The following is a 16105-nucleotide window of genomic DNA, read 5'->3' as shown; positions in this document are numbered from 1 at the left end:
CCGACCGGTTCTCAGAGCGAGGTCGGGATGGTGGGGTGGCGTTCGAAGACGATCGTTCCCCGGACGATCATTTCCTTGTAGAGGGCCGCTTTTCGGCCGGTGAGGACCGATTCCTTCGGGGTGTCGTCGGCGTGGGTGAACTGGACGAGGGCGTCCTTGCGGCCGAGGCTGATGCACTGGTTGAGGTAGCGGAAACGCAGCCGGCGGGGTTCGCGTCCGGCGAGGCGGGCGGCGAGCGCGCGGACCGCGTGCTGGGTCGAGGGCAGGCCCGTTGCGCAGGCCATGCGGAGTTCCTGGCCGGTGCGCATGCGGCCCGCCGCTGCGTCACCGATCGCCGTCACCTCCGGGTGGGAGACCGAGCGGAACTCTCCGTCCACGATCACCCGACCGCTGTCGTCGACCGCGAAACCCGCCCGCTCCGCCAGGTCCGGCACCCGGAACCCCGCCGTCCACACCACGGTGTCGGCGGCGACGTGCGCGCCGTCGGCCAGCAGCAGTCCGTCCGCGCGCACCTCCGACGCGCTCGCGTTCTCGCGGATCTCGACGCCCAGGCGGGCGAAGGTGCGCCGCAGGTGGTCCTTCCCCAGTTCGGAAAGCCCGGCGCCGAGTTCGCCCCTGGTGAGCAGCCGAACCTTCAGCGCCGGGTGCGTCTCGGCCAGCTCCGCCGCGGCTTCGATGCCGGTCAGCCCGCCACCGACGACGGCGACGACCTCGCTGTCCGCCAGGCGCTGCTTCAGGCTCAGGGCATCGTCGCTGGTGGCGACGCTGAAGGCGTGCTCGGCGACACCGGGGACCGAGGTCGTGTCCGCAGCACTGCCGACGGCGTAGATCAGGCGGTCGTAGCTGACCTCGCGGGACGTGCCCGCCAGCCGCAGGGTCCGGGCCGAAGCGTCGATGTCGGTCACCCGGTCGACGATCAGCTCCACCCCGGTGCCCTCGACCAGGTCCGCCAGCGGCAGGTCGCGCAGGTGCTGCCCCGCCGCGAGCTGGTGCAGGCGGACGCGCTCGACGAACCGGTCCCCCGCGTTGATCAGCGTTACCCGGGCACCGGTCCACCGCGCTGCCAGCTTGGCAGCGGCCAGTCCGGTGTAGCCCGCTCCGACGACCACGATCTGCTGCGCCATGGCCCCGTCCTCTCCGTTCGATGCCTCGTGGTCGTTGAACGGAACAGCCCGCCGAACTGTGACAGCATGTGTCCCACGTCACCGATCGAGCCGGGGTGGGAGTGGTGGCCGAGGAGCGCCTGGCGAAGTACCGGGAGATGCGGGACTTCACCCGCACCGCCGAGCCTCGCGGTGCCACGACGACCGCCGGCGCTGGGAACCGGTTCGTCGTGCAGCGCCACCGGGCCCGGCGCCGCCACTACGACCTGCGGCTGGAGCTGGACGGGGTGCTGGTCAGCTGGGCGGTGCCCAAGGGGCCGACGCTGGATCCCTCGGTCCGGCGGATGGCCGTGCACGTCGAGGACCACCCGCTGGAGTACGCCGACTTCGAGGGCACCATCCCGGCCGGCGAGTACGGCGGCGGGGACGTCATCGTCTGGGACCGCGGCACCTGGACGCCCGGGGAGGACGATCCGGCCGCCGCGATCGAGGCCGGAACGCTGCACTTCGACCTGCGCGGCGAGAAGCTCGTGGGCCGGTTCGTGCTGGTGCGGCGCGGTGAGACGCAGTGGCTGCTGCTGCACAAGAAGGACGAGCACGCCCAGGCGGGCTGGGATCCGGAGGAGCATCCGCGGTCGGTGAAGTCCGGGCGCACCAACGAAGAGGTCGCCGCCGCACCGGAGGCGATGTGGCGCGGCGATCTCCCACCCGCCCAGGCCGAGATCCACCTCGGAGGCTGGAAAGCGCCCAGCGAAGCCGAAATCGCCGCGCTGGACGAGCTCGGCGCCAAAGGCCGATGGCGGGTGGCCGGCCGTGAGCTCGCACTGACCAATCTGGACAAGGTGCTCTTCCCCGGTCGGGCCGGCGAAGCGGCGGTGACCAAACGCGATCTGATCCGCTACTACGCGCAGATCGCCCCGGTGATGCTGCCCTACCTCGACGGGCGGCCGCTGAACTCGCACCGGTTCCCCAACGGCGTCACCGAACCCGGCTTCTGGCACAAGGAGGTGCCCGGCCACGCCCCGGACTGGTTGCAGCGCTGGCGCTATCCCGACGCCGACCCGGGCGACACCCAGTGGTACCTGATCCCGGACAGCGTCGCCGCGCTGGCCTGGCTCGCCAACTACGCGGCGCTGGAGCTGCACGCCTGGACCTCGCGCGCCGCCGACGTGCAGCACCCGACGTGGGCGCTGTTCGACATCGATCCGGGCAGCCGGACCACCTTCGAGGAAGTGCTGGTGCTGGCCCGGTTGCACCGCACCGCGATGGAGCACCTCGGGGTGGTGGCGCGGCCGAAGGTCACCGGCCAGCGCGGCATCCAGATCTGGGTCCCGGTGGAACCGCGCTACACCTACGCCGAGACCCGCGCCTGGGTGCAGCAGGTGTCGCGGGCGGTCGGCAACACCGTTCCGGAGCTGGTCAGCTGGGCGTGGACGAAGTCCGAGCGGCGCGGGCTGGCCCGCCTGGACTACACCCAGAACGTCATCAACAAGACCCTCGTCGCCCCCTACAGCGCGCGACCGCGGCCGGGCGCCCCGGTGTCGGTCCCGCTGGAATGGGACGAGCTCGACGACCCGGACCTGGCCCCGGACCGCTGGACCATCCGAACGGTGCTGGACCGCGTGGCCCGGGTCGGCGACCCGTTCGCCCCGCTGCTCGAAGTGCAGCAGCAGCTCCCACCGGTTTGACTCAGCGGCTCGCCGCGGTTTCCAGGGCTGCTGGCTCGGGCAGCGTCCGGGCGAGCAGCCAGGCCAGCACCGGGAACACCAGCAAGGACCCCAGCGCCGTTTGCAGGTCGGTCCACTCCGCGATCAGGCCGAGCAACGGCGTGGCGACGCCACCCACGCTCACCGCCACACCGAGCGTCACCCCGCTGGCGGTGCCGATGCGGTTGGGCAGGTAGTCCTGTCCGAGCGTGACGTGCAACGAGAACGGGATGTAGAGCAGCACCGCGACGAGCGCGACGAAGACGTGGACCAGGGCGCCCGGTGCGTAGACCACGCCGACCAGCGCGGGGATCGTCGCCGCGTACGCGATCCGCATCGTCCGGATTCGACCCCAGGAGGTGGCGAGCTTGCCGCCGAGCAGGGTGCCGACCGCTCCCCCGGCGAAGAGCACGAACAACGCCACCTCTCCGGTGAACTCGCCGCCACCGACCCGTTGTTGCGCCCACAGCGCGACGAAAGCGCTCAGTCCGATGTAGACGATGGAGCGGAAGACGATGACGGCGGTCAGGCGCAGGAACACCGGCCAGTCGTCGACGCCCTGCTTGGACGCGGACGTCGCGGGACCGACCGCGGTGATCGAGCGGAGCGCGATCACCGTTACCGATCCGCCCAGCAGCGCGGGAACGAACAGCCACGGAGTGGCGCCCAACCCTCCTGCGGACAGGATCGGTGCGACGACGATCGGCGCCAGCGCGAAACCGATGTTGCCGCCGAGCGAGAACCAGCTCATCGCCAGGTGGCTACCACCCGAAGCCGCGCGCGCCAGCCGAGCCGCCTCCGGGTGGTAGGCCGCCACCCCGAGCCCGGACAACGCGACCGCGAGCCAGGTCAGCGGGTAGGAGTCGCCAACACCGCTCAACGCCACGCCGAGCCCTGCGGTCGTCATGCTCACCGGAACCAGCCACGGCATCCGGAACCGGTCGGTGAGCGCACCGAAAAGCGGCTGCACCACCGACGACAGCAACGTCGCGGCCAGCACGATCCCGGACACCGCGACGTAGCCGTAGTGGCGTTCGAACACCAGGAACGGGATCACCGCAGGTACCGCGCCCTGGTAGATGTCCACACCGGCGTGGCCGACCGCGAGCAGGCCGACGGGCCGGTTCACCTTCTGCATCACGCAGGAGATCTTCGAACGAGCAGCGGCTGTCCCGCTTCCGATAAACTGCCACCTCGTGTCGAAAATCCGCCACACCCCGCGAGCCGCCACCACGCTGGTCCGCCTGCCGCCCGGTTCCGGGGTGGATGCGCACGTGCACGACGACCACCAGATCGTCTACGCCGGACGCGGCGTCCTCCAGATCACGACCGAAGCCGGCACCTGGATCGCACCGGGCACCCGGGCGCTGTGGATCCCGGCGGGGGTCGTGCACGAGCACCGCGCCTACGGCGAAACCGATCTGCACACCGTAGGCGTGCCCACGACCGAAAATCCTTCCCTGCCGGTGGCACCGGCCGTGCTGGCGGTCAGCCCGCTGCTGCGGGAGCTGATCCTGGCCTGCACCCGCAACGAGTTCGCCGACGACGCCGAACGGCTGCGGCTGCACTCCGTCCTGCTCGACCAGCTGCGCCGCACCTCCCAGCAGCCGATTCGCCTGCCCACCCCGAAGGATCCGCGCCTGGCGGAGGTCTGCGCGCTCCTCGACGAGGATCCCGCCGACCAGCGGACACTGACTTCGCTGGGGGCGCAGGTCGGGGCGAGCGAACGCACGCTGAGCCGCCTGTTCCGGGCCGAGATGCGGATGACGTTCCCGCAGTGGCGCACGCAGCTGCGGCTGTGCCACGCGCTTCGCCTGCTCGCCGAAGGCGAAGCGGTCACGTCAGTGGCGCACCGGACGGGTTGGTCCTCGGCCAGCGCGTTCATCGAGGTGTTCCGCCGGACGTTCGGGCACACCCCGGGAAAGCCGCCCACCGGTAGCATCGACCCGCCGGACGTCGGCCAGTAGTCGGCTCCCGTTCGGGAAAAACGGGAATATGCTTGGGAAAATCGCGTTCCGCTTCCAGCATCGGACATTCTTGACCCCGGGCAAATCGTGCACTTATGGTCCAGACCACGGCTCGGTGAAGAGTCGATGAACCAGCGGTCGTCGGAATGCCCCCTCTCCCCTTCCTCGGCCATGTTCCACCAGCGCCGCCACCAGGACGTCCGGCGTTCCTGGACGCGGTCTCCCCCAAGGAGCTGACATGAACAAGAAGCCGAAGCTCGCCGCCGCCGCTGTCGGTGCCGCGATCGCGCCGTTCCTGGTGGCGATCCCGACCAGCACCGCCAGCGCGCACGGCTACATCGACACCCCGCCCAGCCGCCAGGCGCAGTGCGCCGCGGGCACCGTCCCGTGCGGGCCGATCAAGTACGAGCCGCAGAGCGTCGAGGGCCCCAAGGGCCTGACCAGCTGCAGCGGTGGCAACGAGGCCTTCGCCGAGCTCGACGACGACAGCAAGGGCTGGACGGCCACCCCGGTCGGCAACTCGGTGACGTTCAACTGGACGCTCACCGCGGCGCACGCCACCAGCACCTGGGAGTACTTCATCGGCGGCAACCGCGTGGCGGTCTTCGACGAGGGCGGCAAGCAGCCGCCGAACCAGCTGTCGCACACCGTGGACCTCGGTGGCGTCAGCGGCCCGCAGAAGGTGCTGGCGGTGTGGAACGTCGCCGACACCGCGAACGCCTTCTACGCCTGCGTCGACCTCAACGTCGGCGGCGAGTGACCACCTCTGGTGACAAGGCGGGCCCGCACTCCTGCTCCGGGAGGCGGGCCCGCCGCCCGTCAGAGCCTGCTCGGTGAGCCGAACCGGGCGTCCACTCTGGACGCCACCAGCGCGGACACCTGATCCGGGGCAGGCAGACCGAGCTCGGCGATCAGGCCGAAATCCGTGCAGGACAGCGGTTCTGCGCTGTGCAGGGCCCACGGTTCGTGCTCGGCCGGGGTGTGCAGGGCGCGTCCTCTCCAGGTGGAGAACATCCGCCAGCGCGAGGTGTCGAACCGCTCGGCCTCTCCCGCCGCGATGCGCGGACCACGCCGCACCCGCAGTTCCAGCCCGACGTCGCCTCGCCGCACCTGGTAACCGAATTCGCTTCCGCGGTGGGTGAACTCCACCTGCGCGTACCGGTAAGGCAGCTCCACCGAACCGCGTGCGATCCGCACGAATGCCCGGTTGGACGCCTCCATGCTCAGGAACACCAGCCCTCGGCGGCCCCGCTCGTCCACGGCGTAGGTCCGGACGTTGAGCTCGTTGAAGTCGCGGAATGCGGGCGGCGTCGGCACTCCCAGCACCGAGCTGACCGTCATCCGCAGCCCGATCAGACCGATCCAGCCGGATCCGGCGAACAGGTCGGGCCGGGTGCCACGCGGCAGCATCGGCTGGAGCAGGGCGGGATCGCACGGCCAGTGGGCGAACACGACGTCGCGCCAGACCTGGTCGGTCAGGGAGCAGCGGACCCGGTGCGGGGCGGCGAGCGTCAGCGGTTCGGTCATGCGGTCACCCGCAGCAAAGTCGCGTAGAGCGTCAGACCTGGCCCGAAAGCCATTGCCACCACGTGGCTCCCGGCTCGCAGCCCGTCGGAGACCAGCTCTTCGAGCACCAGCAGCAGCGTCGCCGAGGAGCAGTTCCCGCGCTCTGCCAGCACGTTCCGCGATGGCTGCAACGCCGTCGCGGGCAAGCCCAACGTCGTCTCCACCGTGTCGAGGATACGTGGCCCGCCGGGGTGCACCGCCCAACCGTCGATGTCCGCCAGGCGCAGGCCGTTGCGGCCGATCAGGTCGCCGATCACCGCACCGAGGTGGCGGCCCAGCACGTCGGGAACACGCGGGGAAAGGCCCATCCGGAAGCCGAGATCGGTGATGTCCCAGGTCATGTGGTCGAGTCCGCTGGTGTCGGTGAACGCCTCGAGGTCGACCACGGCGAGCCCGGCAGCGCGCGGGTCCACGACCACTGCCACCGCCGCGTCGCCGAACAACGCGTGCGAGACGACCTGCTGCGGGTCGGCGGTGGGCGGCTGGATGTGCAGCGAGGTCAGCTCCAGGCACAGCAGGACAGCGGGCTGTCCGCGCGCGGCGACGAAATCCGCGACACCGCCGAGCGCGGGGAGGGCCGCGTAGCAACCCATGTGCCCGACGAACAGCCGTCGCAGGTCGGAGCGAAGCCCCAGCGACCCGGCGAGCTTGATGTCCAGGCCAGGGGTCCCGTAGCCGGTGCAGGACGCAACGGTGAGCAGCCGGACGTCCTGCGGATCCAGGCCCGCGTCGTCCAGCGCCGCACGCACCGCTTCGTGGCCCAGAGGTGGCGCGTGTTCGTCGAACCGGCGCATCCGCGCCGCCGTGGTCCATCCGGACAGGTCTTCCTCGACCGGGTTCACCACCGTGTGCCTGCGGCGCACGCCGACCGCGGAGAACAGCCGATGTGCCAGGGCGCTGCCGCCGAAGTGGGCCGCGAAGAAGCCGTCCCACAGTTCTCGCTGCTCGGCGGAGTGCGGCAGCGCCGAGCCGAATCCGACGATCGCCGGGATCACCACCGCGGCGCTTCGGTGTCGTGGTCGGGATCGCCGCCGAGCGCGGCAACGCCGAGCCAGTCGGCGCAGACATCCGAAGTCGCCGGTTGCAGCGCGCCGCAACGGGCGTCGCGGTAGATGCGTTCGAGCGGATGTCCGCGCCTGGTCGCGGAGGCGCCGGCGGCTTCCAGCACCGAGGACGCCACCTGCGCGGCGATGTCGCCCGCGACCAGCTTCGCCCGCCACACCCAGCGGTTGGTCTCCGGTTCCCCGGGCTGATGCGCTACTCGCCGCGCGGCCTCCTGCACGACGGTTTCGGCCGCGGCCACCGCCGCATCGGCCCGCCCCATCCGGCTGCGCACCGAGGGAAGCTCGTGCAGACCGCGTTCACGCAGGTGCGCGCTTCCGATACGCAGTGCGGAGCGAGCGACGCCGACGTACACCGCGGCGTAGGAGGCGACCAGCCACTGCGGCATCACCTGCGCGACCAGCAACGTCAGGCCTTCCAGGCCGCCCAGCAGCGCGTCCGGGCCGACGGCGACGTCGAAGTGCACGTCGTGGCTGCCGGTGGCGCGCATGCCCAGCGAATCCCAGGTCGGGTCGATCCTGATGCCGTCCCCGGCCGGCACCAGGAAGTACGACACCCGCGGCTCGGCGCCGTCGACGTCCTTCGCGGTGACCAGGTAGGCGTCGGCGTGCCCGGCACCCGAGACGAACGCCTTCCGGCCGGTGATGTGGAATCCGCCGTCACCCCGCCGGTAACCGGTGGTGGTGCGCGACAACCGCGATCCGGTGCCGCGTTCGCTCATCGCCACCGCGTACAGCGCGCCGTCGGCGGCCTCGGACAGCAGCCGGTCGCGCGCGTCGAAGCAGCTCTCCGGAGCGCCCAGTTGTTCGAGCAGGTCGTCGGGCGTGTGCGCGAGCGCGCCGGTGACCGAGGCGTGCATGTTGAAGATCAGCGCCGTGGCACCAGCTCCGGTGGCCAGTTCGGACGCCACGTCGGCGTAGTCGGCGAACGAAGCGCCGAGTCCGCCCAGCTCCTCGGGAACCATGAGCCCGAGCAGCCCCCGATCGCGCAGGTCGGCGAAGTCCTCGCTCGGGAAAGCGCCTTCGGTGTCGTAGTGCTCGGCGCGCGCGGCGATGCGCGGTACGAGGTCGCGCACCACTTCCCGCGCGGAGGCAGCTGACATCGACAACGGCGCTCACCCCTTCTTCCAGCCGATGGCCTGGAACAGCACGGAAGTCACCCGGATGGGCACCAGGCGAACCGCGGTCCGCCGTCCGAGCGACCACGCCAGGAGGTCCGGCAGAGACGGTCGCAGGCCCCGCAACGCCAGGTCGACGCCGTGCCGGGCAGCTTCCCCTGCCAGCACGTCGCGGTCGACCAGCAGCGCCGGATCGTGCACGCCGCGCGGCGCGACGGGCAAGCGCTCGGCGATGCCGATGGCCAGCACGCGGCACAGCGCGGTCGAAGCCAGCGTGTCCAGCACCAGCAGGCCGCCGGGTCGCAGGATCCGGCACGCTTCGGCGACCGCGGCGCGAAGGTCCGCGACGTGCTCCAGGATCTCCCCCGCCACAACGCAATCCGCGCACCCAGTGGGCAGCGGCACCTCCTGGACGTCCCCCATCACCGGCAGAACACCGTGCTCAGCGGCCTGCCGCAGTGCGCTCGGCGACCGGTCGACCCCGATGTGCCGATAGCCCTTGTCCGCCACGTGCGGCGCCAACAACCCGGCGCCGCACCCCAGATCGACCAGGACCGCGTCCGTCCGCGATGCGGTGGGCACGAGCGCCGCGCGGGCGGCGGCCAGCCAGTGCAGCATCGCGAACACACCCTGCGGCTGCCACCACTGATCCGCGCAGGTCTCGTAGAGCTGCGGATCGTTGCGCAGCGCGGTCCGCGTCCCGCTGCGTGCCATGCGCTCCAGGCTGGCACACTCGGCCAGGTGCGGCACTTCGCAACCGCCTCCGCGCTGCTCCGCGCCGCGCACCCGCTGCCAGCGCTGGCGGTCACCGCGATCACCGCCGGACTGGCCGCGGCGGTGGGCAGCAGACCGCTCGGCGTGCTGGGCGTGGTCGGCGCGGTGCTGTCCGGGCAGTTGTCCGTCGGATGGCTCAACGACCTGGTCGACGCCGATCGCGATGCACAGGTGGGGCGGTCCGGCAAACCGGTGGCCTCCGGTGCGGTTTCCCGTCGCGCGGTGCTGCTCGCCGTTGTCGTCTCCGCTCCCATCGCAGTGGTGTTGTCGCTTCCGTTCGGTGCCGCGGCGACCGCTGCGCACCTGGTGGCGTTGGGGTCGGCGTGGGCTTACGACCTGGGGGTGAAGTCGACGGCGTTCTCGGTGCTGCCCTACGCCGTCTCGTTCGGGCTCCTCCCTGCGTTCGTGACGTTGGGAATCGGGGCGGCACCGCCGGTGTGGTTGGTGCTCGCCGCGGCGTTGCTGGGTTCGGCAGCGCATTTCGTGAACGTGCTTCCCGACCTCGCCGACGACGCCGCCACCGGGGTGTGCGGCCTCCCCCACCGGCTCGGTGCGACGAAAAGCACTGCGGTTGCGGCAGTTCTGGTGTTCACCACTGCCGCACTGCTCGTGCTCGGGTCGGTCGGGTTCCCCGCCGGGCTGCTGGTGCTCGTGCTGGCCGTGGTGTTGCTCAGCGCCGGGCTCGTGCTGGGACGTCGTCCGGGATCGCGCGCTGCGTTCCACGCCGTCGTCCTGGTGGCCCTGCTCGACGTCGTGGTCCTGCTGGGCAGCGGGATCTCATAGCACTATCCACCTTGGACGGTGCCGACGAAGGTGGCGAAGGCGATGATGTTGTCCCGGTAGCTCCGCGCACTGCGGTCGAACGAGCCGCCGCAGGTGATCAGCCGGAGCTGGGGGTCGGTCGTGTCGCCGTAGACCTCGTCGCGCGGGAATCCGCTCTTCGGCTCCTGCGCCATGCGGTGCACGACGAACCGGGCGACCTGCCCGTCCTCACGGCCGATCCGGACCTCGTCACCAGGTCGCAACTCGTCCAACCGGGCGAAGATGCCGTCCTGGCCGTCGCCGTTGACGTGCCCCAGCACCACCGCGGGCCCGACCTCGCCGGGGGTGGGGCTGTAGCGGTACCACCCGGCTTGCATCGGTTCGTGCACCGACGGGGTTTCGACCGTCCGATCGGGGTTGAGCCCCATCGGGAGCAGCGAGGACCGCGCGCCGATCCGGGGGATCTCGATCCAGGTCGGCGGCGCGGGCGACAGCGCGGACGCGGCCTGCACCTGCTGGGCCGGAGCGGCGGTTCTGAGGTCCAGGGGCTGGTCGGCTGCAGAGCATCCGGACAGCGCGAAGGAGAGCGCGGCAACGATGCAGACCGGGGCGGCCGCGACCGCGCGGCCACCCCGGATCCCCACCCGCGCTCGGTGAGGCACGGTCATCCCAGGCGCCTCAGTTCGCGCCCGCACGACGGCGACGCAGCACCAGCGCGGTGCCGCCGCCCGCGACGGCGATCGCCGCTGCCCCACCGAGAGCAGCCGGGGCGAAGCCGGAATCCTCCGGGCCACCACCGGTTTCCGGCGCGCCGGTCGGCACCTGGGAGACCTGCCCGCGCTTCTCCGTCGCCTCCGGCTGCGGTTCCGCGGGGCGGCTCTGCTCCGGCGCCGGAGCGGCTTCCTTCGGCGGCTGGCCCGGCTTGTCCTGCTCCGGCTCCGCGGCGGGCTTGCTCTCCTCCACCGCGGCCGGCTTCGACTCGTCCGCCCAGCTGACCGTCGCGGCCAGCGGCAGCGCCGCGGTTCCGAGCAGTGCGGCAGCGGCGACCGTACGACCGAGCTTCATCTGATTGCGTCCTCTCCGTTGGTTTCGGTCCGGGGAGTCCCGGACGAGGACCAGCATGGTCAGGACTTTTCAAGATCCCGTCTGCACGATGTGAAGAACCTGTTCGGATTCCGCCGGGCCGAATGTGAAGATCCGGTTCAGATGCGCGCCTTCGGCTCCGAAGCGCGCTGGCGGCAGCGATAATGCGCCGTGTGAGCGCACACGTGCTGGTCGCCGAGGACGACCCGAAGCAGGCCGAGCTGATCCGGCGCTACCTGGAACGCGATGACCACCAGGTGGTGCTGGTCGCCGACGGCCGAGCGGCGATCGACGAAGCCCGGCGGCGCAAACCCGATCTCGTCGTGCTCGACGTGATGATGCCCAAGGTGGACGGTCTGGACGTGTGCCGCATCCTGCGCGCCGAATCGGACGTTCCGATCGTGCTCCTGACTGCGCGGACCACTGAGGACGACGTGCTGCTCGGCCTCGACCTCGGCGCCGACGACTACATCACCAAGCCCTACAGCCCCCGCCAGCTGGCCGCCCGCGTGCGCGCGATCCTGCGGCGGGTACGGCGCGTCCAGGACCGCGGCCTCCAGCCGTTGCGCGTCGGCGAGCTGGTCGTGGACCAGCAGCGCCACGAGGTGACGCTGCACGGCGACAAGCTCGACTGCACGCCCGCGGAATTCCAGATGCTGGCCGTGCTGGCCGCCGAACCCGGCCGCGCCTTCACCCGCGGCCAGCTGCTCAGCCAGGCGTTCGGCGTGGACAAGTTCATCACCGAGCGCACCGTGGACGTGCACGTGATGAACCTGCGCCGCAAGCTCGAACCGGATCCGCGCCGCCCGGTCCGGCTGCTCACCGTCTACGGCGTCGGCTACAAGCTGCAGGACTGCCCCGATGTCGCGTCGGCATAGCCTGCTGGCCCGGCTGCTGACGATGTCGGTGGTGGTGGCCGGGTGTTCGATCGGGGCGACCGCGTGGCTGGCCGCGCAGAGCACCAGCGGGGCGATCAACCAGGAGATCGGCGAGAGCCTGGCCACCGACGCCAAGATCTACGACGCGCTGCTCGGCTACGCCGCCGCCCACCCGCAGTGGACCGGCGTGCAGGACGTGGTGGCCGACCTGTCCGAGCGCACCGGTCGCCGCATCACCCTGACCACGGCGGCGCGCGCTCCGCTCGCCGATTCCGGGGATCCGCACGACACGCCGCTGCCGCAGACCCCGTCGGCCGTGGTCGATCCGCTCTCCGTCGACCCGGTGCTCAAGCCCGGCGCGTCGGATTCGGGCATCGATCCGCGCGCCGTGGGCCCGTACCAGCTGACCGCCGCCGAGCGGGGCGAACTGGCCGACGCCGCGCACCGGCAGGTCAGCTGCCTGCAGCGGATCGGCGCGGACGGCCGGATCGTCGAGCTGCCCAACGGGCGTTCGACGGTCGAGATCACCTCCGACGGGCAGCAGGGCGTGCTCAAGTCGGCGGTTCCGGAGCAGGAGCCGAACGCCGAACCCGCCGAAGCGGCACCGGAGAAGAGGCCGAACGCCGTGCCGGAGACGTCGTCCCGCGCTGCTGCTCCGGGCGATCTGTGCGCACCCCCGCCGCTCATCACCGAGACCGAGCGCAGGGCCAACACCGAGCTGTTGACCCTGGTCAACGCCTGCCTGGCCAGGCAGGGCGTGGTTCAGCTGCCCACCGAGGCCGCCGAAGCCACCTGGCCGAACGGCCTGCGCACCGCACCGGAGAACCAGCACTGCGTGGACGCCGGCCGCCGGGAGCAGCTCGGCGGCTACGTCTCACCGGCCGCTCAGCTGTTCATCACCAAACCGGGCGGGGACCAGGCGGCAACCGATCTGTCCACTGTGGGCGTCTCGCGGATCGCCTGGACGGCGCTGGCGGTGCTGGTGGTCACCGTCGGGTTGACCGCGATGGCCGCCAGCCGTCTGGTCCGCCCGATCGACGCGATCACCGCGGCGGCCCGGCGGATGGGCAGCGGCGACCGCTCCGCGCGGGTGCGGACCAGCGCGCGCGGCGAGATCGGCGAGCTGGCCGCAACGTTCAACGCGATGTCCGAGCAGATCGAACGAACCGAGCAGCAGCGCAAGACGATGGTCAGCGACATCGCGCACGAACTGCGCACCCCGCTGGTGAACGTGCGCGGCTGGCTGGAGGCGACGCAGGACGGAGTGGCCACTCTGGACGAGCCCCTGGTCGCCTCGCTGCTGGAGGAAACGCTGCTGCTGCAGCACCTCGTCGACGACCTGCAGGACCTCGCGCTCGCCGACGCCGGGAACCTGCACGTCCACCCCGAACCGGTGCACCTCGGCGCGCTCCTGGAGCAGGTCGCCGCCGCGCACCGCAGTCGCGCCGAAGCCGACGGCGTCGAGCTGACCGCGATCGTCGACGGCGATCCGGACCTGTCCGCCGACCCGACCCGGCTGCGCCAAGCGCTGGGCAACCTGGTGTCCAACGCGTTGCGCCACACCCCTGCCGGCGGCCGCGTCGAGGTGCGGGCCAGGCAGGTGGCCGACGAAGTGCTCATCGAGGTCGGCGACACCGGGATCGGCATCGACGCCGAGGCGCTGCCGCACGTCTTCGACCGCTTCTGGCGGGCGGAGAAGTCGCGCGGCCGGCGCGGCGGCGGCAGCGGTCTGGGGCTGGCCATCACGCACCACCTCGTCGACGCGCACGGCGGTCGCATCGAGGTCCGCAGCACCGTCGGGGTCGGCACGACGTTCACCATCCACCTTCCCGCTAATCAATCCACAGTGGACCGAGCCGATCGGGGCATCAATCCCTAGCCTGAACAGCGCATTCCGCTACCTCGTAGCACTTTTCGTCTACACCTGTACCAACTTTCCGCTGTCGCCGGGCCGAGCTCTCCCGCGTGCAATGGTCCACACCATTTCGCGACATTTCCCCCGAAAGGCGGCTCGCTCATGACCGAGGAAGAACGGCGGATCCGCCGGGCCACGTTCCTCAAAGCCGGCCTGGCCACCGCGATCACCCTGCCCGCGGTGGCCGGCGAGGTGGTCCGCGCACCCCGTGCCACCGCCGGACCGCTGACCCCCACCCCGACCTGCGACGACGGGGACGACCCGACTCCACCGCAGATCGAGGGCCCGTACTTCAAGCCGAACTCCCCCGAACGCGGCGACCTCCGCGAACCCGGCCTGCCCGGCACGCTGCTGAGCATCTCCGGCTTCGTCTACAGCCGCTCGTGCAGCCCGCTGCAGGCTGTGCTGCTGGACTTCTGGCAGGCCGACGACTACGGCGAGTACGACAACACCGGCTTCCGGTTGCGCGGCCACCAGTTCACCGACGCCCAGGGCCGCTACCAGCTGGACACCATCGTCCCCGGCCTCTACCCGGGCCGGACCCGCCACGTCCACGTCAAGGTCCAGGCGCCCAACCAGCCGGTCCTGACCACCCAGCTGTACTTCCCCGGCGAACCCGGCAACGACTCGGACGCCATCTTCGACCCGGCCCTGCTGATGGACGTCCAGGACGGACCCGACGGTCGGACCGCGACCTTCGACTTCGTCCTCGACCTACCCTGAGCACCTGGCGCCTGCTCGCCGGCTGAAACCCCGGGAAGGAGGAGGCTCCCCCGACCGACGTCGATCGGGGGAGCCTTCGAGTTCTGATCAGCAGCCGGGGGCGCAGAACTCGCCGTTGGTGGTGGAGCCCGCCGCCGGGAGCTCCGAGAGCTTGCGCTGCTGCGCACCGTCGGTGTGCTCGGCGATGAGCTCGACGATCAGCTTCGCGAACCTCGGGTCCGGGCCGGCCGTCGCCGCGCGGGCGAAGCCCATGCCCAGTTCCGCCGCCTTGTCCTTCGCCTCGTTGTCCAGGTCCCAGATGACCTCGAGGTGATCCGAGACGAAACCGATCGGGCTGACCACGGCCGCCTGAACGCCCTTGGCGTGCAGGTCCTCGAGGTGGTCGCAGATGTCGGGCTCCAGCCACGGCACCTGCGGCGGGCCGGACCGGGACTGCCACACCACGTCGTAGCCGTCCGCACCGACCGCCTCGGCCACCAGCCGCGCGGACTCGGCGACCTGGCGGGAGTACCACCGAGGTTGGCCGTCCGGGCCCTCCTGCTCGTCGGCCCGCAGCGGGATGGAGTGCGCGGTGAACACCAGTCGCGCCTGCTCGCGCTGAGCCGGGTCGAGCTCCTCGAACGCCCGGCGCACCGCGTCGGCGTTGGCCTCGATGAACAGCGGGTGGTCGAAGAACTGCCGCAGCTTCACCAGATCCGGGGCCCGCTCGCCGACCGCTTCCCGCGCCCGGACGATGTCCTCGTGGTACTGCTTGCACCCCGAGTAGCCGCCCCACGCCGAAGTGGCGAACACCAGCGCGTTGCGCACGCCGTCGTCGGCCATCTTCGCGACGGTGTCCTCGACCATCGGGTGCCAGTTGCGGTTGCCGAAGTACACCGGCAGATCACGGCCCTGCGCGGCCAGTTCGGCCTCGAGCGCGGCGATGATCTCCTTGTTGAGCCGGTTGATCGGCGACACCCCGCCGAAGTGGTGGTAGTGCTCGGCGACCTCGTCGAGGCGTTCCGGCGGGACTCCCCTGCCTCTGGTCACGTTCTCCAGGAACGGCCGGACCTCCTCCGGCCCCTCCGGTCCTCCGAACGACAGGAACAGCAACGCGTCAAAGCTCACCCGACCATGATGGCTGCGCCGAAAACCTCGCGCGCAGCCGGGTGCACCGGCTGCGCGCGAGACCACACCTCAGATGCCCAGTGCGTGCACTCCACCGTCGACCATGATCATCGAGCCGGTGGTCTTGGGCAGCCAGTCCGACAGCACCGCGCAAACCGACTTCGCCACCGGGGTCGGGTCGTTGACGTCCCAGCCCAGCGGGGCGCGGTCGCCCCAGCCCGCCTCGAGGTCGGCGAAACCGGGGATCGACTTGGCCGCCATGGTGCGCACCGGACCGGCCGAGACCAGGTTGACCCGGATTCCCTTCGGGCCCAGTTCGCGGGCGATCGAGCGGGCCTGGGC

At 71.2% G+C, this 16105-nt stretch carries 17 protein-coding genes; 7 read left to right on the top strand and 10 right to left on the bottom strand.

Annotation, left to right across the window (positions count from 1 at the left end; translation table 11 throughout):
- Nucleotides 1-11: 11 nt before the first annotated feature.
- The gene (locus OU415_RS19850) at nt 12-1124 is read right to left on the bottom strand and encodes an NAD(P)/FAD-dependent oxidoreductase (RefSeq protein WP_333778256.1); all 1113 of its coding nucleotides are present in this window, start codon (nt 1122-1124) and stop codon (nt 12-14) included.
- A 104-nt stretch (nt 1125-1228) separates the two neighbouring features.
- Between OU415_RS19850 and ligD the strand changes: the two genes are divergently transcribed.
- The gene (ligD, locus tag OU415_RS19845; protein WP_270950377.1) at nt 1229-2791 is read left to right on the top strand and encodes a non-homologous end-joining DNA ligase; all 1563 of its coding nucleotides are present in this window, start codon (nt 1229-1231) and stop codon (nt 2789-2791) included.
- Between the two features lies 1 nt (nt 2792).
- Here the strand turns inward: ligD and OU415_RS19840 are convergent, their stop codons facing one another.
- The gene (locus OU415_RS19840) at nt 2793-3947 is read right to left on the bottom strand and encodes an MFS transporter (protein ID WP_270950443.1); all 1155 of its coding nucleotides are present in this window, start codon (nt 3945-3947) and stop codon (nt 2793-2795) included.
- 58 nt (nt 3948-4005) lie between these two features.
- Here OU415_RS19840 and OU415_RS19835 point away from each other — a divergent pair, with 58 nt between their 5' ends.
- Together OU415_RS19835 and OU415_RS19830 are read left to right on the top strand one after the other, a co-directional pair.
- Nucleotides 4006-4776 carry an AraC family transcriptional regulator gene (locus OU415_RS19835; RefSeq protein ID WP_270950376.1) on the top strand — a complete coding sequence of 257 codons (771 nt, stop codon included), beginning with the start codon at nt 4006-4008 and terminating at the stop codon, nt 4774-4776.
- A gap of 238 nt (nt 4777-5014) precedes the next feature.
- A complete protein-coding gene (locus OU415_RS19830; RefSeq protein ID WP_270950375.1) occupies nt 5015-5536 on the top strand; it encodes a lytic polysaccharide monooxygenase auxiliary activity family 9 protein in 522 nt (173 codons plus the stop codon).
- Nucleotides 5537-5595: 59 nt separating this feature from the next.
- On the opposite strand, the gene OU415_RS19825 is transcribed toward OU415_RS19830, so the two are convergent.
- The 4 genes from OU415_RS19825 to OU415_RS19810 are packed head-to-tail and all read right to left on the bottom strand — an operon-like array spanning nt 5596 to nt 9235.
- Entirely contained in the window at nt 5596-6303 is a 708-nt protein-coding gene (locus tag OU415_RS19825) for a YqjF family protein (RefSeq protein ID WP_270950374.1), read from the bottom strand.
- A complete protein-coding gene (locus OU415_RS19820; protein WP_270950373.1) occupies nt 6300-7337 on the bottom strand; it encodes a type III polyketide synthase in 1038 nt (345 codons plus the stop codon). Before OU415_RS19820 ends, OU415_RS19825 begins: the two co-directional genes overlap by 4 nt.
- The gene (locus OU415_RS19815) at nt 7334-8506 is read right to left on the bottom strand and encodes an acyl-CoA dehydrogenase family protein (RefSeq protein ID WP_270950442.1); all 1173 of its coding nucleotides are present in this window, start codon (nt 8504-8506) and stop codon (nt 7334-7336) included. The genes OU415_RS19820 and OU415_RS19815 overlap by 4 nt, the downstream gene beginning before the upstream one ends.
- 12 nt (nt 8507-8518) lie before the next feature.
- Nucleotides 8519-9235 carry a class I SAM-dependent methyltransferase gene (locus OU415_RS19810; RefSeq protein WP_270950372.1) on the bottom strand — a complete coding sequence of 239 codons (717 nt, stop codon included), beginning with the start codon at nt 9233-9235 and terminating at the stop codon, nt 8519-8521.
- A 27-nt stretch (nt 9236-9262) separates the two neighbouring features.
- Here OU415_RS19810 and OU415_RS19805 point away from each other — a divergent pair, with 27 nt between their 5' ends.
- Nucleotides 9263-10078 carry a UbiA family prenyltransferase gene (locus tag OU415_RS19805; protein ID WP_270950371.1) on the top strand — a complete coding sequence of 272 codons (816 nt, stop codon included), beginning with the start codon at nt 9263-9265 and terminating at the stop codon, nt 10076-10078.
- Between the two features lie 2 nt (nt 10079-10080).
- Here OU415_RS19805 and OU415_RS19800 read toward each other — a convergent pair whose 3' ends face one another.
- Both OU415_RS19800 and OU415_RS19795 read right to left on the bottom strand, forming a co-directional pair.
- Nucleotides 10081-10725: a class F sortase gene (locus OU415_RS19800; RefSeq protein ID WP_270950370.1), complete on the bottom strand. Its 645-nt coding sequence runs from the start codon at nt 10723-10725 to the stop codon at nt 10081-10083.
- A gap of 10 nt (nt 10726-10735) precedes the next feature.
- On the bottom strand, nt 10736-11122 hold the full coding sequence (locus OU415_RS19795; protein WP_270950369.1) for a hypothetical protein: 387 nt from the start codon (nt 11120-11122) through the stop codon (nt 10736-10738).
- Nucleotides 11123-11313: 191 nt separating this feature from the next.
- Here OU415_RS19795 and OU415_RS19790 point away from each other — a divergent pair, with 191 nt between their 5' ends.
- The 3 genes from OU415_RS19790 to OU415_RS19780 all read left to right on the top strand — a co-directional run bounded on the left by OU415_RS19790 (nt 11314) and on the right by OU415_RS19780 (nt 14656).
- Entirely contained in the window at nt 11314-12018 is a 705-nt protein-coding gene (locus OU415_RS19790) for a response regulator transcription factor (protein ID WP_270950368.1), read from the top strand.
- On the top strand, nt 12002-13897 hold the full coding sequence (locus OU415_RS19785) for a sensor histidine kinase (RefSeq protein WP_270950367.1): 1896 nt from the start codon (nt 12002-12004) through the stop codon (nt 13895-13897). The genes OU415_RS19790 and OU415_RS19785 overlap by 17 nt, the downstream gene beginning before the upstream one ends.
- A 138-nt stretch (nt 13898-14035) precedes the next feature.
- Entirely contained in the window at nt 14036-14656 is a 621-nt protein-coding gene (locus tag OU415_RS19780; RefSeq protein WP_270950366.1) for a dioxygenase family protein, read from the top strand.
- A gap of 87 nt (nt 14657-14743) precedes the next feature.
- On the opposite strand, the gene OU415_RS19775 is transcribed toward OU415_RS19780, so the two are convergent.
- Both OU415_RS19775 and OU415_RS19770 read right to left on the bottom strand, forming a co-directional pair.
- Entirely contained in the window at nt 14744-15763 is a 1020-nt protein-coding gene (locus tag OU415_RS19775) for a ferrochelatase (RefSeq protein WP_270950365.1), read from the bottom strand.
- 69 nt (nt 15764-15832) lie between these two features.
- Nucleotides 15833-16105: SDR family oxidoreductase (locus tag OU415_RS19770; protein ID WP_270950364.1), on the bottom strand; the 273-nt coding region annotated here is incomplete at its 5' end.

It is taken from the genome of Saccharopolyspora oryzae (assembly GCF_027853915.1).
In the GTDB taxonomy this organism is placed as follows: domain Bacteria; phylum Actinomycetota; class Actinomycetes; order Mycobacteriales; family Pseudonocardiaceae; genus Saccharopolyspora; species Saccharopolyspora oryzae.
This window is presented reverse-complemented; position numbering and strand designations above follow the sequence as displayed.

Coding starts and splice junctions, on each gene's coding strand:
- OU415_RS19815 (WP_270950442.1), bottom strand. CDS start 8,506: ATGTCAGCTGCCTCCGCGCGGGAAGTGGTGCGCGACCTCGTACCGCGC.
- OU415_RS19825 (WP_270950374.1), bottom strand. CDS start 6,303: ATGACCGAACCGCTGACGCTCGCCGCCCCGCACCGGGTCCGCTGCTCC.
- OU415_RS19850 (WP_333778256.1), bottom strand. CDS start 1,124: ATGGCGCAGCAGATCGTGGTCGTCGGAGCGGGCTACACCGGACTGGCC.
- OU415_RS19830 (WP_270950375.1), top strand. CDS start 5,015: ATGAACAAGAAGCCGAAGCTCGCCGCCGCCGCTGTCGGTGCCGCGATC.
- OU415_RS19800 (WP_270950370.1), bottom strand. CDS start 10,725: ATGACCGTGCCTCACCGAGCGCGGGTGGGGATCCGGGGTGGCCGCGCG.
- OU415_RS19795 (WP_270950369.1), bottom strand. CDS start 11,122: ATGAAGCTCGGTCGTACGGTCGCCGCTGCCGCACTGCTCGGAACCGCG.
- OU415_RS19810 (WP_270950372.1), bottom strand. CDS start 9,235: ATGGCACGCAGCGGGACGCGGACCGCGCTGCGCAACGATCCGCAGCTC.
- OU415_RS19785 (WP_270950367.1), top strand. CDS start 12,002: ATGTCGCGTCGGCATAGCCTGCTGGCCCGGCTGCTGACGATGTCGGTG.
- OU415_RS19780 (WP_270950366.1), top strand. CDS start 14,036: ATGACCGAGGAAGAACGGCGGATCCGCCGGGCCACGTTCCTCAAAGCC.
- OU415_RS19840 (WP_270950443.1), bottom strand. CDS start 3,947: ATGCAGAAGGTGAACCGGCCCGTCGGCCTGCTCGCGGTCGGCCACGCC.